This is a genomic window from Ciceribacter sp. RN22 (assembly GCF_024054295.1).
GTDB lineage: Bacteria > Pseudomonadota > Alphaproteobacteria > Rhizobiales > Rhizobiaceae > Allorhizobium > Allorhizobium lividum.
On record NZ_JAMXLD010000001.1, the window covers coordinates 2299728 to 2313922 of the forward strand.

At 63.7% G+C, this 14195-nt stretch carries 13 protein-coding genes; 4 read left to right on the forward strand and 9 right to left on the reverse strand.

The features are described from left to right. Positions 1 to 199: 199 nt before the first annotated feature. A complete protein-coding gene (locus NHF53_RS11290) occupies positions 200 to 1489 on the forward strand; it encodes a methyl-accepting chemotaxis protein (RefSeq protein WP_252834254.1) in 1290 nt (429 codons plus the stop codon). Positions 1490 to 1588: 99 nt separating this feature from the next. On the opposite strand, the gene ilvN is transcribed toward NHF53_RS11290, so the two are convergent. Together ilvN and NHF53_RS11300 are read right to left on the reverse strand one after the other, a co-directional pair. Next, positions 1589 to 2161: an acetolactate synthase small subunit gene (gene ilvN / locus NHF53_RS11295; RefSeq protein ID WP_112688176.1), complete on the reverse strand. Its 573-nt coding sequence runs from the start codon at positions 2159 to 2161 to the stop codon at positions 1589 to 1591. 16 nt (positions 2162 to 2177) lie between these two features. After that, positions 2178 to 3956 carry an acetolactate synthase 3 large subunit gene (locus NHF53_RS11300; RefSeq protein ID WP_252834255.1) on the reverse strand — a complete coding sequence of 593 codons (1779 nt, stop codon included), beginning with the start codon at positions 3954 to 3956 and terminating at the stop codon, positions 2178 to 2180. Between the two features lie 331 nt (positions 3957 to 4287). Between NHF53_RS11300 and NHF53_RS11305 the strand changes: the two genes are divergently transcribed. Then, a complete protein-coding gene (locus NHF53_RS11305) occupies positions 4288 to 6339 on the forward strand; it encodes an ATP-binding protein (protein ID WP_252834256.1) in 2052 nt (683 codons plus the stop codon). 25 nt (positions 6340 to 6364) lie between these two features. Here the strand turns inward: NHF53_RS11305 and miaA are convergent, their stop codons facing one another. Continuing rightward, entirely contained in the window at positions 6365 to 7255 is an 891-nt protein-coding gene (gene miaA, locus NHF53_RS11310) for a tRNA (adenosine(37)-N6)-dimethylallyltransferase MiaA (RefSeq protein ID WP_374591073.1), read from the reverse strand. 1 nt (position 7256) lies between these two features. On the opposite strand from miaA, the gene serB reads away from it, so the two are divergent. Next, the gene (serB, locus tag NHF53_RS11315) at positions 7257 to 8147 is read left to right on the forward strand and encodes a phosphoserine phosphatase SerB (RefSeq protein ID WP_252834258.1); all 891 of its coding nucleotides are present in this window, start codon (positions 7257 to 7259) and stop codon (positions 8145 to 8147) included. A 14-nt stretch (positions 8148 to 8161) separates the two neighbouring features. Then, positions 8162 to 8710 (forward strand): GNAT family N-acetyltransferase, encoded by a 549-nt coding sequence (locus NHF53_RS11320; protein WP_252834259.1) that lies wholly within the window; start codon positions 8162 to 8164, stop codon positions 8708 to 8710. A 131-nt stretch (positions 8711 to 8841) separates the two neighbouring features. Here the strand turns inward: NHF53_RS11320 and NHF53_RS11325 are convergent, their stop codons facing one another. The 6 genes from NHF53_RS11325 to NHF53_RS11350 form a co-directional block, all read right to left on the reverse strand. Further along, a complete protein-coding gene (locus tag NHF53_RS11325; RefSeq protein WP_374591076.1) occupies positions 8842 to 10383 on the reverse strand; it encodes a Do family serine endopeptidase in 1542 nt (513 codons plus the stop codon). A 95-nt stretch (positions 10384 to 10478) separates the two neighbouring features. Then, positions 10479 to 10664, reverse strand: a complete 186-nt coding sequence (locus tag NHF53_RS11330) for a DUF2065 domain-containing protein (protein WP_112688163.1) — start codon at positions 10662 to 10664, stop codon at positions 10479 to 10481. Between the two features lie 12 nt (positions 10665 to 10676). Next, positions 10677 to 11603 (reverse strand): protease modulator HflC, encoded by a 927-nt coding sequence (gene hflC / locus NHF53_RS11335; RefSeq protein ID WP_170141779.1) that lies wholly within the window; start codon positions 11601 to 11603, stop codon positions 10677 to 10679. A gap of 2 nt (positions 11604 to 11605) precedes the next feature. Further along, entirely contained in the window at positions 11606 to 12679 is a 1074-nt protein-coding gene (hflK, locus tag NHF53_RS11340) for an FtsH protease activity modulator HflK (RefSeq protein WP_252834260.1), read from the reverse strand. A 140-nt stretch (positions 12680 to 12819) separates the two neighbouring features. Further along, on the reverse strand, positions 12820 to 13341 hold the full coding sequence (locus NHF53_RS11345) for a dihydrofolate reductase (RefSeq protein WP_252834261.1): 522 nt from the start codon (positions 13339 to 13341) through the stop codon (positions 12820 to 12822). A 34-nt stretch (positions 13342 to 13375) separates the two neighbouring features. Then, the gene (locus NHF53_RS11350; RefSeq protein WP_252834262.1) at positions 13376 to 14170 is read right to left on the reverse strand and encodes a thymidylate synthase; all 795 of its coding nucleotides are present in this window, start codon (positions 14168 to 14170) and stop codon (positions 13376 to 13378) included. Positions 14171 to 14195 lie beyond the last annotated feature (25 nt).

Here is a 14195-nt window from a genome sequence, read left to right on the forward strand (position 1 = left end):
AGTACATTTCCATATTCTCACGGACAAATGTCGGGAAGTTACTGGTATTGGCGTCACACTTTAAGTTTGATTAAGGATAAAATTCTAAAGTCGTGCTTACCGCGGCAGATACCTTGAGCCGCGCCATGATCTTTGGAAAGCCGAAATGGGACTGCCGCTACTTCAAGAGACTCCTTCCTCCGAAGCACATCAGGTGGACATGCTCACAGCCCTGCGAAGGGCAGCCGCCGGAGACTACAATTCCGTCGTGGAGGGTAGCGACGACGTCGCGGCCGCCCTCAACGGACTTCTCTCCAGGCTTGGAAGTCAGGCCGCCACCGTCCTTACGAGCGTCGTAGACACGTCCGTCGCCGTAAACGAGACCGTCGTCCAGGGGGCGAACCTGCTCTACGGCCTTCGCCGGGTAGACGACTACTCCCAGTCGATTGCCACTGCCGCGGAACAGATGGCCGCAACCGTTGCCGAAATCGGCCGCAGCGGCGAGGAGATCTCGGCAAGCGCGCTCCAGGCGAACGAAAGCGTCGCGAAGGGCGCGACGGCACTCTCGACGGTCGAACGGGAGATCGGCAAGATCTCGGCGTCGGTCTCGGAGACCGGGGAGCGCCTCAGTGCCGTCCACGCCCTGACCGGCAATATCGCCACCATTGCCGACACCATCAAGAAGATCGCCGCACAGACCAACCTGCTCGCCATCAATGCCGCGGTGGAGGCCGCCCGCGCCGGCGATGCCGGCAAAGGATTTGCCGTCGTCGCAAGCGAGGTGAAATCACTCTCGGACCGAACATCCGCGGCGACGCGGGAGATCGGCGAAATCGTCTCCCTTCTGACCGACGGCATGCAGAGTATGATGCAGGCGATGCAGGCAAACACCGCCTCCGTCGGAGCGGGCGCCACGGCTGTCGGGCAGCTTGGAACTGCGATGGGCGCAATCGACGGCAATATTTCCGCAGTGGTCCGAAACAGCCAGGACATCGCCATTGCGCTCGAACAGCAGAAGGAAGCCGCCGAGAGCGTTGCCGGCGGGGTCGCACGCATTGCGAGTCATGCCGGCAAGTCGAGCACTGCGCTGGAGACCGTCCTTGCCACCATGGACAAGGGTCAGGGTGCGGTGAACGTGCTCCTCGGCGTCGTTGCCGAGACGCAAGTGCCGAACAGGCTGGTGAAGCTTGCACAATCCGACCACGTCATCTGGAAGCGGCGGCTCGCCAACATGATCATCGGGCGCGAAGGCTTGCGGGCGAACGAACTCGCCGACCATCACCATTGCCGGCTGGGCAAATGGTACGACCAGGTAGAGGACGTCCGGTTCAGGCGACATCCGGCCTTCGCCGCACTCGAGGCGCCGCACTGCAGGGTGCACCAGCAGGGAATCCAGGCAGTCGAATGCTTCAACAACGGCGACATCAGAGGGGCACTCGAACGGATATCGGCGGTCGAGACAGCCTCGCACGAGGTGCTCGATCTCCTCGGCAAACTGGAAATCGAATAACACCGGATCGCGGCACGCGAACGTCGCGCATACGGCAGGCCCCAGAAAGAAAACGGGCGGCACAAGGGCCGCCCGTCCAGTCCATCGGCAGAGATTGCCTCACATTCCCTGCGAGCCACGGTTCATCGCGGCAATCCCGGTGCGGCAGATCTCGTTCAGGCCGAGCGGCTTCATGATCGCCACGAACTGGTCGATCTTCGAGGATTTCCCGGTGATTTCGAAGATGAAGTGATCGACGGTCGCGTCCACCACCTTCGCCTGGAAGGCGTCGGCAAGACGCAGGGTCTCGGCGCGCATCTCGCCGGAACCGGTGACCTTCACCAGCGCCACCTCGCGTTCGATCGGCCGCTCCTGACCGAGCTCGCGCGCACGCACCGTCAGGTCCACGACACGGTGGACCGGAACAATGCGCTCGAGCTGCGTCTTGATCTGCTCGAGCACGCTCGGCGTCCCGCGCGTGACGATGGTGATCCGCGAGAGGTGCGCCTCGTGCTCGGTTTCCGAGACGGTGAGACTTTCGATGTTGTAGCCGCGGCCGGAAAAGAGGCCGATGACGCGGGCAAGGACGCCCGGCTCGTTGTCGACGAGGACCGAAAGCGTATGGCTTTCGACACTCGCCGTTTCCGGGGCGATGAAGTAGGCGGAGCCCGTGGGCTGAAGGTGTGCGTTCATTGTAAACCCCTTGAAATCAAACGAGCTGGCGGCCCTTGGCGTCGATGGCGTTGGCGACCGCCTCATCGGTGGCCTCGTCGGGCAGCAGCATTTCGTTGTGTGCCTTGCCGGACGGGATCATCGGGAAGCAGTTGGCGAGATTGGCGACGCGGCAGTCGAAGATCACCGGCTTCTTGACGTTGATCATCCCCAGGATGGCGGCGTCCAGGTCACCCGGTTTTTCGCAACGCAGGCCGACGGCGCCGTAGGCCTCGGCGAGCTTCACGAAGTCCGGCATCGCCTCGGTATAGGAGTGCGACAGGCGGTTGCCGTGCAGGAGCTGCTGCCACTGGCGGACCATGCCCATGTACTGGTTGTTGAGGATGAAGATCTTGACCGGCGCCTCGTACTGAACGGCGCACGACATTTCCTGGATGCACATCTGGATCGAGGCGTCGCCGGCGATGTCGATGACGAGGCTTTCAGGATGGGCGATCTGCACGCCGATTGCCGCCGGGAAGCCGTAACCCATGGTGCCGAGGCCGCCCGAGGTCATCCAGCGGTTCGGCTCCTCGAAGCCGAAGAACTGGGCCGCCCACATCTGGTGCTGGCCGACTTCGGTGGTGATGTAGGTGTCGCGGTCCTTGGTGAGCGCCGCAAGCCGCTCGATCGCGTATTGCGGCATGATGACGTCGCTCGACGGCGTGTAGGCGAAGCTGTTGCGCGCCCGCCAGCGGGCGATGCTGTCGCGCCATTCCGCCGTCTGACCGGCATCCGGTTTCTTCGGAAGCGCCCGCCAGAGGCGGACCATGTCTTCCAGCACATGCCCGACATCGCCGGCGATCGGAACGTCGACCCGGACGTTCTTGTTGATGTTGGACGGATCGATGTCGATGTGGATCTTCTTCGAATTCGGCGAGAAGGCGTTGAGGCGGCCGGTGATGCGGTCGTCGAAACGGGCGCCGATGCAGACCATGACGTCACAGTCGTGCATGGCCATGTTGGCCTCGTAGGAGCCGTGCATGCCGAGCATGCCGAGCCAGTTCTTGCCCGAGGCCGGATAGGCGCCAAGCCCCATCAACGTGGAGGTGATCGGAAAATCGGTGAGCGAGACCAGTTCGCGCAGCAGCTTGGAGGCTTCCGGACCGGAATTGATGACGCCGCCGCCGCTGTAGATGATCGGGCGACGGGCGTTCGCCATCAGTTCGACGGCAGCCTGGACCGCACGGGCATCGCCCTGGACCTTCGGCTGGTAGCTCTTCTGGATCCGGTGGGCCTCCGGCGGCGTGTAGGTGCCGGTCGCGAACTGGACATCCTTCGGAATATCGACGACGACCGGACCCGGACGACCGGTTCTCGCGATGCGGAAGGCCTCATGGATGATGCGGGCGAGATCGTTGACGTCCTTGACCAGCCAGTTGTGCTTGGTGCACGGCCGGGTGATCCCGACGGTGTCGCATTCCTGGAAGGCGTCGGAGCCGATGAGCGGCGTCGGAACCTGTCCCGAAATGCAGACGATCGGGATCGAATCCATCAGCGCGTCCTGCAGCGGCGTAACCGCGTTGGTCGCGCCGGGGCCGGACGTCACGAGCATGACGCCGACCTTGCCCGTCGAGCGGGCATAGCCTTCGGCCGCGTGGCCGGCTCCCTGCTCGTGGCGCACGAGGATGTGCTGGATATCGTCCTGCTGGAAGATCTCGTCGTAGATCGGAAGCACGGCGCCGCCCGGATAGCCGAAGATGTGCTCAACTCCGTTGTCCTTCAGCGCCCTGATGACGATCTCCGCGCCGGTCATCTGATTGTCTGTACCCGTCATGCCTGTTTCCGTTTGCCTTCTGGATTTCTTGTCAGGGCTTTCACCCGGTTCTGGCCATAAAAAAAGGCCCCTTGAGGAGCCTGTCATCTAGCGCATGGGTGGCTATCGCCGGATGGTTACACCATCCTGCCCATGCGCTTTCCCACCACGATAAGAACTGCCGAAATAGTCATGGTCGAGAGTGATAGACAGAAATTCAGACCCCGTCAACGCGCATTCGCCGCAAGAAGCGCCGTTGTGCTCGAAAGGACGACACGCCTTGCGACCGTCAAGCCCTTACACGGCTTATTAAACCTCTCTTGCTACAAGTTGCCGTAGCAGGAGTTTATTATTGCGTAACAACGACCTCCATACGTCGGGCACGGCCGGCGAACAGGATCGCCGCGACCAGCAGCGGCCCGGCAACCGCATGCTGGGGCGCGTCGTCGCATGCAACGGATCGCGCGCGACCATCGCCGCCGTCGCCGAAGCGGGCGGCACCGAGCTCAGCGAACTCTGGTCGGTCGGCCGCCTGATCTCCATTTCCGTCGGCAGCAATCGCGTCGTCGCGCTCGTCTACTCCATGCAGACGGACACCAAGGCCTGGGGCGAGAACCTCGACAACACCTTCCTGATCGAGGTCGAGCTTCTCGGCGAGGTGCATGTCGGCATGAATGGCCGCGAGGAGTTCTCGACCGGCATCTCGCGCTATCCCTATCTCGGGGCGATCGCCCACCGCATCCGCACCGCCGATCTCTCGCGCATCTACGACACCGGCAAGAACGATGTCTGCGTGATCGGCAAGCTCACCCAGGACGAGAGCATCGATGCGACGATCCATGTCCCCTCGATGCTGTCGAAGCACTTCGCGGTGGTCGGCTCCACCGGCGTCGGCAAGTCGACCGCCGTGTCGCTGCTTCTGCGCCAGGCAATCAAGGCGGACCCGAAGCTGCGCGTGCTGATCCTCGATCCGCACAACGAATTCGCCGCCGCATTTCCCGAGCACGCCGTCGTCATCGACACGGAGACACTCGATCTTCCCTTCTGGCTGATGAAGCTCGAGGAGTTTGCCGAGGTCATCTTCCGCGGGCGCCCGCCGGTGCCCGACGAACTCGACATTCTCCGCGACCTGATGCCCGAGGCAAAGCGTGCCTTCCGCGGCAGCGACACCGGGCTGATGCGCCGCGCAAACGAGAAGAGCTCGGTCACCGCCGACACGCCCGTGCCCTATCGCATCGCCGACCTTCTGGCCCTGATCGACGAACGCATCGGACGGCTCGAAGGCCGGGGCGAGAAGCCCTTCCTGCGGTCGCTGAAGATGCGGATCATGTCGGCGATCAACGATCCCCGCTACCACTTCATGTTCTCCAACAACACGATCAACGACACGATCCTGGAGACCATCGGACACATCTTCCGCATCCCCGGCGACGACCGCCCGATCTCGACCTTCCAGCTCGCCGGCATTCCGTCCGAGGTGGTGAACTCGGTCGCCTCGGTGCTCTGCCGCATGGCCTTCGAACTGGCGCTCTGGTCGAACGGCGCCGTTCACATGCTCGTCGTCTGCGAGGAAGCGCACCGCTACGTGCCGTCCGATCCCAATCTCGGCTTCTTCCCGACGCGCCAGGCGATCGCCCGTATCGCCAAGGAAGGCCGCAAATACGGCTGCTCGCTCGGCATCATCACGCAGCGACCCGGCGAACTCGACCAGACCATTCTTTCACAGTGCTCGACGCTGTTTGCGATGCGGCTTTCCAACGACCGCGACCAGGAGATCATCCGTTCGGCCATTCCGGACTCGTCGATCTCCACCACCAGCTTCATCTCCTCGATCGGCAACGGCGAAGCGATCGCCTTCGGCGAGGCGATCTCGGTGCCCATGCGCATGCGCTTCACCCGCGTCGAGCAGAACCATTTGCCGAAGGCGAACGGGGTCACCGTCAAGGGCTCCGACGAAACCCCGGACACGGTCGACCTGCGCAATGTCGTCAGCCGTATGCGCGCCGTATCCGGACCGGACATCTCCGCCTTCCAGCGCAGCTACGAGGCGGCCGAACAGCCAGCGTCGTTCGTGGACGACCTGCCGATGCCCGCAGACGTGCACCGTAGCGATCCCTTCCCTGCCACCACTCCCTCCATGCTGCAGGACACGCCCTCCATCGAGCCCTACCGTCCGGACATGCTGCCCATGGGGAACGGCGCGGGGGACGAATTGCAGCCGCTGCGGCGCCGAACCGACTTGTACGAGCCAGCGCCCCGCCACGAGTACGAATCTCGCCTTCAGCCCTCCGACAGGACGATCGAACCGCCGCAACCGGCTTCGAGCTTGCGCCGGGAGCCCGGCCTGTCGCTTCGCGAAAGCATCCTGAAGAAGCCTCTCTCCAGCCTCTACCGGAAGGACTGAGGCGGCCGAAGACAAAGACAGCATCTCAGCGCGTCCTTTCCCAGCTCTCGTCCATCTGGTTGCGGGACCAGGTCATCTGACGCTTCGCATACTGGCGAGTGGCGGCAGAAGCCTTTTCGATGACGTCCTCGTGGCTCATCTCATCCTTGAGCATCGCGGCGATCTGCGAAACGCCGATCGCCTTCATCACCGGCATCTCCGGCGGCAGGTCGAGTGCCAGCAGCGCCTTCACCTCTTCCACCGCGCCGCTCTCGAGCATCGTCGAAAAGCGCCGGTCGATGCGAGCATAGAGAATATCCCGCTCCGGCAGCACGACGAACTTTTGCGCCCGCCCGGGGTCGACGATCATCGGTCCGGCCTTGCCCTGGAACTCGGAGATCGACCGGCCGGTCACCGTGACCACCTCGAGCGCCCGGAGAATCCTCTGCCCGTCCTGCGGATTGAGCTTCGCCGCCATTCCCGGATCGGCATGTTCGAGCAGCGTATAGAGGGCAGCAGTCCCCTCCTCGGCGAGACGTCGCCGCAGATTCTCCCGGATATCGGCCGGAATAGGCGGCATGTCGGAAAGCCCGCCGGTCAGCGCCTTGAAGTAGAGGCCGGTGCCGCCGACGATCACCGGAAGCGTCCCCTCGGCCTTGAGACGCGCGAGAAGCTCGCCCACCTCCCTCAGCCAGTCGCCGGTCGAATAGGCTGCGCCTGCCGGCACGTGGCCGTAGAGATGATGGGGGATGCCCTCCATCTCCTCCTCGGATGGTCGTGCCGTCAAGAGCCGCAGCGTATCGTAGACCTGCATGCTGTCGGCATTGACGACCACGCCACCGTGGCGTTTCGCCAGCTCAAGCGCCAGCGCGGACTTGCCGCTGGCGGTCGGCCCGGTTATCAGGATCGCGTCGATATCGTCCACAGGGTTCCTCATCATGGCCTTCGTTGCCACGCTTCTTGCCAATCCGTCAAATCCCGCCGTCACCCCGGCACTCGCCGAAAAGGCTGCGGAAGCGGTCGGCGCCTCCGGCCTCTACTGGCTCGCCGACGGCATCGCCTGCGACATCGTGCTGAAAGACGGCAGCGATCCGGTCGAAGCGAACGTCGACATCCGGGCAATCCTCGACACGACCCCGGTCGATCTCGCGATCCAGGATGCCGATCACCGCCGCAAGAAGTTCCTGATCGCCGACATGGATTCGACGATGATCGGTCAGGAATGCATCGACGAGCTCGCCGCCGAAGTGGGATTGAAGGACAAGGTCGCGCAGATCACCGCCCGCGCCATGAACGGCGAGATCGCCTTCGAGCCCGCGCTGCGCGAACGCGTGGCGCTCCTGAAGGGCCTGCCGATTTCCGTTGTCGACGAGGTGATCGAGAAGCGCATCACGCTCACGGCCGGCGGACCGGAACTGATCGCCACCATGAAGGCGCGCGGCTTTCACACGGCGCTCGTCTCCGGCGGCTTCACGGTCTTCACCAACCCCATCGCCGACCGCCTCGGCTTTCACGAGAACCGCGCCAACATCCTGCTCGAGAAAGACGGCTACCTGACCGGGGAAGTGGCCGAGCCCATCCTCGGCAAGCAGGCCAAGGTCGATGCCCTCGTCGAGATCAGCGAGCGTCTCGGGATCACCCCGCACGACGTGATTGCCGTTGGCGACGGCGCCAACGACCTCGCCATGCTCGGTCTTGCCGGCAGCGGCGTCGCCCTGCACGCGAAGCCCGCGGTGGCGGCCCAGGCGAAGATCCGCCTCGATCACTGCGATCTCACCGCCCTTCTCTACCTGCAGGGCTATCGCAAGACCGACTTCATACTCCCCTGACAGGCGGGGGCACCATGATCATCACCGAAACGCCGCGGCTCATCATCCGCAACTGGACGGACACCGACCGCGACCTCTTTCGCGAGATCAACGCCGACCCGAAGGTGATGGAGTTCTTTCCGATGCGTCGCACCCATGCGGAGGCCGATGCGATGATGGACCTCCTGCGGCAAATGATCGAGGAGACCGGCTACGGCTTCTATGCGCTGGAGCTGAAGGAAAGCGCCGAGCCGATCGGCTTCTGCGGCCTTGCTGAGGCGAAGATCGCCCCTGTCCTCCCCGAAGGCACGGTCGAGATCGGCTGGCGGCTTGCCACACGCTTCTGGGGCAACGGCTACGTGACGGAAGCGGCCCGTGCGCTGCTGCGGTTCGCCTTCGAGGAAAAGACGCTCGACGAAGTCGTCTCCTTCGCCGTCGCGGCCAACATCCGCTCGCAGGCGGTCATGCAGCGGATCGGCATGAGGCGCGATGCAGACGGCGATTTCGACCATCCGCGTGTACCCGACACCCATCCGTACCTGAAGCGCCACGTGCTCTACCGGATCGGCAGAGGCGACCTCTGATCGTCCCGCAGGCGGGCCACTGCGCCGGCTCCAATTTCAGAAAACGGATTCCCCGCCAAAGGCTTGATGCCCAAAGCGCGATCACAGGATCAGGCAAGCGGGCTGGAACCCGCTCGCTCTGATACCTGGCTCTATTCGAGCGGGATTGCCACGAAGCGCAGGTCGCCGGCGGGATTTGCGATCATCATGTGGGCGCTGCGGCGTCCCTCGCCCTTCAGGCGCTGCAGCACCTCGGCGACGCGGTCCGGCGTTTCCATGAATTCCTGGGCCACCTCAACGATCACCTCGCCGGCGACAAGCCCCTTTTCAGCGGCCGCCGAACCGGCCTCGACGGCGGTGATCACCACGCCTTCGACGCTCTCGGCGATCGAGAACTTCTGGCGTGCCGCGTCGTCGAGCGCAGCAAGCGACAGCCCGAGCCTTTCCACGCTCGCCGGCGCATCGGGTGTTGCCTCGTCGGACGGCTGGTCGCCCGGCTGCTGCTCGCCGGTCTCCGGCGACGGCGTCCCCTCACCCTGCGGGGCCTCCGTCACGTCGCTCTGCGAATCGGCCGGCTCGTCTTCGAGACGGCCGAGCTTCACCTTGACCGTCTGTTCCTTTCCGTCGCGAACGAGCACGACCTCGACCTCGGCGCCGACCGTGCTTTCGGCCACGCTCCGCATGAGATCGCGGCTCTCGCTGATGTCCTTGCCGTCGAAGCGAAGGATCACGTCGCCGGTCCGGATCGGGCCGTTTTCGACCGGACCGCCCTTGATGACACCGCTGACGAGCGCGCCCCTGCTGCTCTTCAGCCCGAGGCTCGCCGCGACCGCGTCTGTTACAGGCTGGATGCGCACGCCGAGCCAGCCGCGCCGCGTCTCGCCGAATTCCTTCAGCTGGCGGATGACATTTTCGGCAAGCTCCGTCGGTACGGCGAAACCGATGCCGATCGAGCCGCCGCTCGGCGAGATGATCGCCGTATTGATGCCGATGACTTCGCCGTCCATGTTGAACAGCGGGCCGCCGGAATTGCCCTTGTTGATCGCCGCATCCGTCTGGATGAAGTTGTCGTAGGGGCCGGCATTGATGTTGCGGCCACGCGCCGAGACGATGCCCATCGACACCGATCCGCCGAGCCCGAACGGGTTGCCGATGGCCATCACCCAGTCGCCGATGCGCATCTTGCGCGAATCACCGAACTTCACCGCCGTCAGCGGCTTCGGCGGCTCCACCTTGAGCACCGAAAGATCAGTCTTTGTGTCCGTGCCGACCAGCTTGGCCTTGAGCTTGGAGCCGTCCGAGAAGATTGCCTCGATGTCGTCGGCGTTTTCGATCACGTGGTTGTTGGTGACGATGAAGCCGCTCGGATCGATGACGAAACCGGAACCCAGCGAATTGACCTTCTGATTACCGCCGCCCTCGCGGTTCTTGTAGAAATCGTCGAAGAACTCCTGGAAAGGCGAGCCCTCGGGCACCTGCGGCATCGGCCCGCGCTCCTCCTCCTTGACGTTCTGCGAGGTTGCGATGTTCACGACCGCACCGATCAGGCCCTCTGCGAGATTGGCCACCGACTCCGGACCGGTCGGCTGAGCCTCGGCCACCGCGACAGGCCCCATCGTCGCGCCGAACGCGAAGGCCGCCCCGACAAGGCCGGTGATGAGGCGCGTCGATCTCGTGGAGGCGTTCGCAGTCATGAGGTTTCCCCGTTTGTCATCGTTGGTTCAGGGCCCGAACTGATTTGGCCCAGTGCCCGAACCATAAGGCGGATTGATGACCGGCGAAACGGCTTTTACCCGCGCACCAGCCAGACGATCACGACCCCGAGCGCCACCGCGGCAAGACCCGAAAACCTCAGGTGTTGCTCGGGTATCTCCGGCAGGAGTTTCGCCATCGCCACCAGAAAGTGAGGGGCCAGTGCGTACACCAGCCCCTCGATGATCAGGAAGAATGCAAATCCGGTGACCAGATCCGACATCGCCAGACCCGGTCAGTTGCCGGTCTGCGGTTCAGGCTGCGCCGGTGGGGCGGACGGCTTGCCGTCCGAACCGTTGAAGAAGCGGAAGAACTCCGACTTCGGCGACAGCACCATGCTGCTTCCCTCCGGCGTGTCGAAGGCGCCGGTGTAGGCCTGCATCGAGCGATAGAACTCGAAGAAGGACGGATCGCGGGTGAATGCCTCGCCGAAGATACGGTTGCGTTCGGCATCGCCCTGACCGCGCAGGATTTCCGAATCCCGCTGGGCCTCGGCCTGAAGCTCGACGACCTGGCGGTCGGCGATCGCGCGGCGGCGCTGGCCTTCTTCGTTACCGCGGGCGCGGATCAGTTCGGCTTCGGCCAGACGCTCCGCCTTCATGCGCTCGAACGTCTGCTGGGAGACTTCCTGCGTCAGGTCGGTGCGGCGGATGCGCACATCCTCGATGGTGAGGCCGAGCGACTCGGCGTCGGTCTTGAGGTCCGCTGCGACCTCCTGCATCATCGACGAACGCTCGTCCGACAGTGCGGCTTCGAAGCCGCGCAAGCCGTAGACGCGACGCAGCGATGCGTCGAGGCGGGTACGCAGACGTGCCTCGGCGGACTCACGGTCACCGGAGACCGTCTCGCGGAAGCGGCGGGCGTCGGTGATCTTGTAGACGACGAAAGCATCGACCTCGTAGAACTTGCCGCCGGAAACCTGCACGCGGATGTTGTCGAGGTCAAGGCGCAGGGCGAGGTCCTCGACATACTGAACCCGGTCGGCATCCATGAAGGCGAACGGCAGTTTGAAATAGAGGCCCGGCTCCTTGTGTACGGCCTGGATCTGGCCGAAGCGCACGACGATCGCCTGCTGGCGCTCGTTGACGACGAAGACCGACGAATAGACCAGAAGCAGCAGGGCTGCGAAAGCGATCAGGAAATAGGGCAGACGATTGGACATGATCAGTTGCCCCCCTGCGACTTGCGGCCAAGTTCGTTGAGCGGCAGGTAGGGAACGACCCCCTCCTGCTCATCGATGATCACCTTCTGCGAATTCTTCAGAACCTGCTCCATGGTTTCGAGATAGAGACGCTTGCGGGTGACGTCCGGCGCCTTCGTGTACTGCTCGTAGACCGAAAGGAAGCGCTGGGCTTCACCTTCGGCCTCCTTGACGACGCGGTCCTTGTAAGCGGCAGCCTCTTCACGGATCTGCGCCGCCTGGCCTCGCGCCTGGCCGAGCTTCTGATTGGCGTACTTGTTCGCTTCCTCGACGAAGCGGTCTTCGTCCTGTTCGGCCCGCTGCACCTCGTCGAAGGCGTCAGCGACTTCGCGCGGCGGTGCCGCATCCTCGATCGCAACCGCGTTGATCGCGATGCCGGCGCCGTAATGGTCCATCGTGCCCTGGATGATGCCCTTCACGTCGGCGGCGATCTGCTGACGCGCGTCACGGAAAATGTCCTGCGCCGGGCGACGGCCTACCACTTCGCGCATCGCGCTCTCGGCGACCTGCTGCAGCGTTTCCGGCGGGCTTTCAAGGTTGAACAGGTACGCCTTCGGGTCGGTCACGGTGAACAGCACCGAGAACTGCACGTTGACGATGTTCTGGTCCCCGGAGAGCATCAGGCCGGCCGTCGATGTCGAAGACGCCTTGGCGCCGATGTTCTGCTGCTGCTCGGTCACCTTTACGATTTCGACGGTTTCGAGCGGCCAGAAATGGAAATGCAGGCCCGGCATCGAGACCTCGTCCTTCGGCTTGCCGAAGCGCAGCTCGACACCGCGCTCATCCGGCTGCACCGTATAGATGGACTGGATCAGCCAGAAAGCGGCGAGCACGACGACCAGAGCGAAGATGACGCCACCGTTGAATCCGCCCGGAATGATGCTCTTCAAGCGGTCCTGGCCCCGGCGAATGAGCTCCTCGAGATCCGGTGGGGTATTGCCGCCGCCGCGTGGACGGTTCGGCCCCTGCCCCCAGGGACCCTGATTATTGCCGCCGCCGCCCCAAGGGCCGCCGCCGTTCTGATTGCTCCAGGGCATCAAGACCTCTTCTGTTGAAAATGCTCCCAGCCTCGCCCGCATCACGGGGATGCGCCGATCCTCGGACCGTTATAAGTATCGCGTGAGCCGCTTTCAACGGAACGGCGCGAACTTCTTCGGAAGAACGGCAAAATAGTCGACTATGCCGCAGCCCGCCGGTGATAGATGGCGTAACGTGTTGGGTACGTATCCTTTTCGCCCGCAGGCACGGAGGTCTCCGTCACCCTTTCGAAAAGCGCGGGATCGATCGGCGGAAAGGTCGTGTCGCCCTCAACCTCCGCCTCGACATGGGTCACGTGCAACTCGTCGGCGAAGGAAAGCGCCTGCCGGTAGATTTCGCCGCCGCCGACGATGCAGATTTCGCCGGCACCGGTCTCGGTCGCGATGACCCTGGCACGCGTGATGGCGGCATCGACGGTCTCGAAGACTTCGACGCCCTCGGGACGGAAATCGGCACTGCGGCTGACGATCAGGTGCGGACGACCCGGCAACGGCCGCCCGATCGATTCAAACGTCTTGCGCCCCATCACGAGGGGCTTGCCGAGCGTCAGGGCCTTGAACCGCCTGAGATCGGTGGAGAGCCTCCACGGCATGTCGCCCTCGCGGCCGATGACGCCGTTCTCGGCGACGGCAACGACGATCGTGGTCTTGATGGGGCTCACGCCATTCTCCCGCATGTTGTTCGCACGGCAAACGTCAGACCGCGATCGGTGCCTTGATGGTTGAATCGGCTTCGTAGCCTTCGAGCGTAAAGTCCTCAAACTTGAAGGAGAAAATGTCCTTCACCTGCGGATCGATCCGCATCAGCGGCAGGGCTTTCGGCGTGCGCGTCAGCTGCAGCTTCGCCTGTTCGAAATGGTTGGAATAAAGATGGGCGTCGCCGAACGTGTGGACGAAATCGCCGGGCTCGAGACCGGTCACCTGCGCGACCATCATCGTCAGGAGCGCGTAGGAGGCAATGTTGAACGGCACGCCGAGGAAGATGTCGGCCGAGCGCTGGTAGAGCTGGCAGGAGAGCCGCCCGTCAGCGACGTAGAACTGGAACAGGCAGTGGCAGGGCGGCAGCGCCATGTCGTCCACTTCCGCCGGGTTCCAGGCGCTGACGATGTGACGGCGCGAATAGGGATTCTTGCGGATGCCCTCGACCAGATTGACGATCTGGTCGATACGGCGACCGTCCGGCGCCGGCCAGGAGCGCCACTGCGCGCCGTAGACAGGGCCTAGATTGCCGTTCTCGTCGGCCCATTCATCCCAGATCGTCACGCCATGCTCATGCAGGTAGGCGATGTTGGTATCGCCCTTGAGGAACCAGAGAAGCTCGTGGATGATCGAGCGCAGATGCAGCTTCTTGGTCGTCAGGACCGGAAAGCCCTCCTGAAGATCGAAGCGCATCTGGTATCCGAAGACGGAACGCGTGCCCGTGCCCGTACGGTCGCCCCGGTCGCTGCCGTGTTCCAAGACGTGGCTCAGAAGGTCGAGATATTGCTTCATGGTTCCGCCGCTGATTCATCCAAGG

What these genes read in the sequence shown, in the direction of transcription:
- serB (WP_252834258.1), top strand. Translation starts at nt 7,257, where the DNA reads ATGGCCTTCGTTGCCACGCTTCTTGCCAATCCGTCAAATCCCGCCGTC.
- NHF53_RS11320 (WP_252834259.1), top strand. Translation starts at nt 8,162, where the DNA reads ATGATCATCACCGAAACGCCGCGGCTCATCATCCGCAACTGGACGGAC.
- hflK (WP_252834260.1), bottom strand. Translation starts at nt 12,679, where the DNA reads ATGCCCTGGAGCAATCAGAACGGCGGCGGCCCTTGGGGCGGCGGCGGC.
- miaA (WP_374591073.1), bottom strand. Translation starts at nt 7,255, where the DNA reads ATGAGGAACCCTGTGGACGATATCGACGCGATCCTGATAACCGGGCCG.
- NHF53_RS11300 (WP_252834255.1), bottom strand. Translation starts at nt 3,956, where the DNA reads ATGACGGGTACAGACAATCAGATGACCGGCGCGGAGATCGTCATCAGG.
- NHF53_RS11325 (WP_374591076.1), bottom strand. Translation starts at nt 10,383, where the DNA reads ATGACTGCGAACGCCTCCACGAGATCGACGCGCCTCATCACCGGCCTT.
- ilvN (WP_112688176.1), bottom strand. Translation starts at nt 2,161, where the DNA reads ATGAACGCACACCTTCAGCCCACGGGCTCCGCCTACTTCATCGCCCCG.
- hflC (WP_170141779.1), bottom strand. Translation starts at nt 11,603, where the DNA reads ATGTCCAATCGTCTGCCCTATTTCCTGATCGCTTTCGCAGCCCTGCTG.
- NHF53_RS11350 (WP_252834262.1), bottom strand. Translation starts at nt 14,170, where the DNA reads ATGAAGCAATATCTCGACCTTCTGAGCCACGTCTTGGAACACGGCAGC.
- NHF53_RS11330 (WP_112688163.1), bottom strand. Translation starts at nt 10,664, where the DNA reads ATGTCGGATCTGGTCACCGGATTTGCATTCTTCCTGATCATCGAGGGG.
- NHF53_RS11290 (WP_252834254.1), top strand. Translation starts at nt 200, where the DNA reads ATGCTCACAGCCCTGCGAAGGGCAGCCGCCGGAGACTACAATTCCGTC.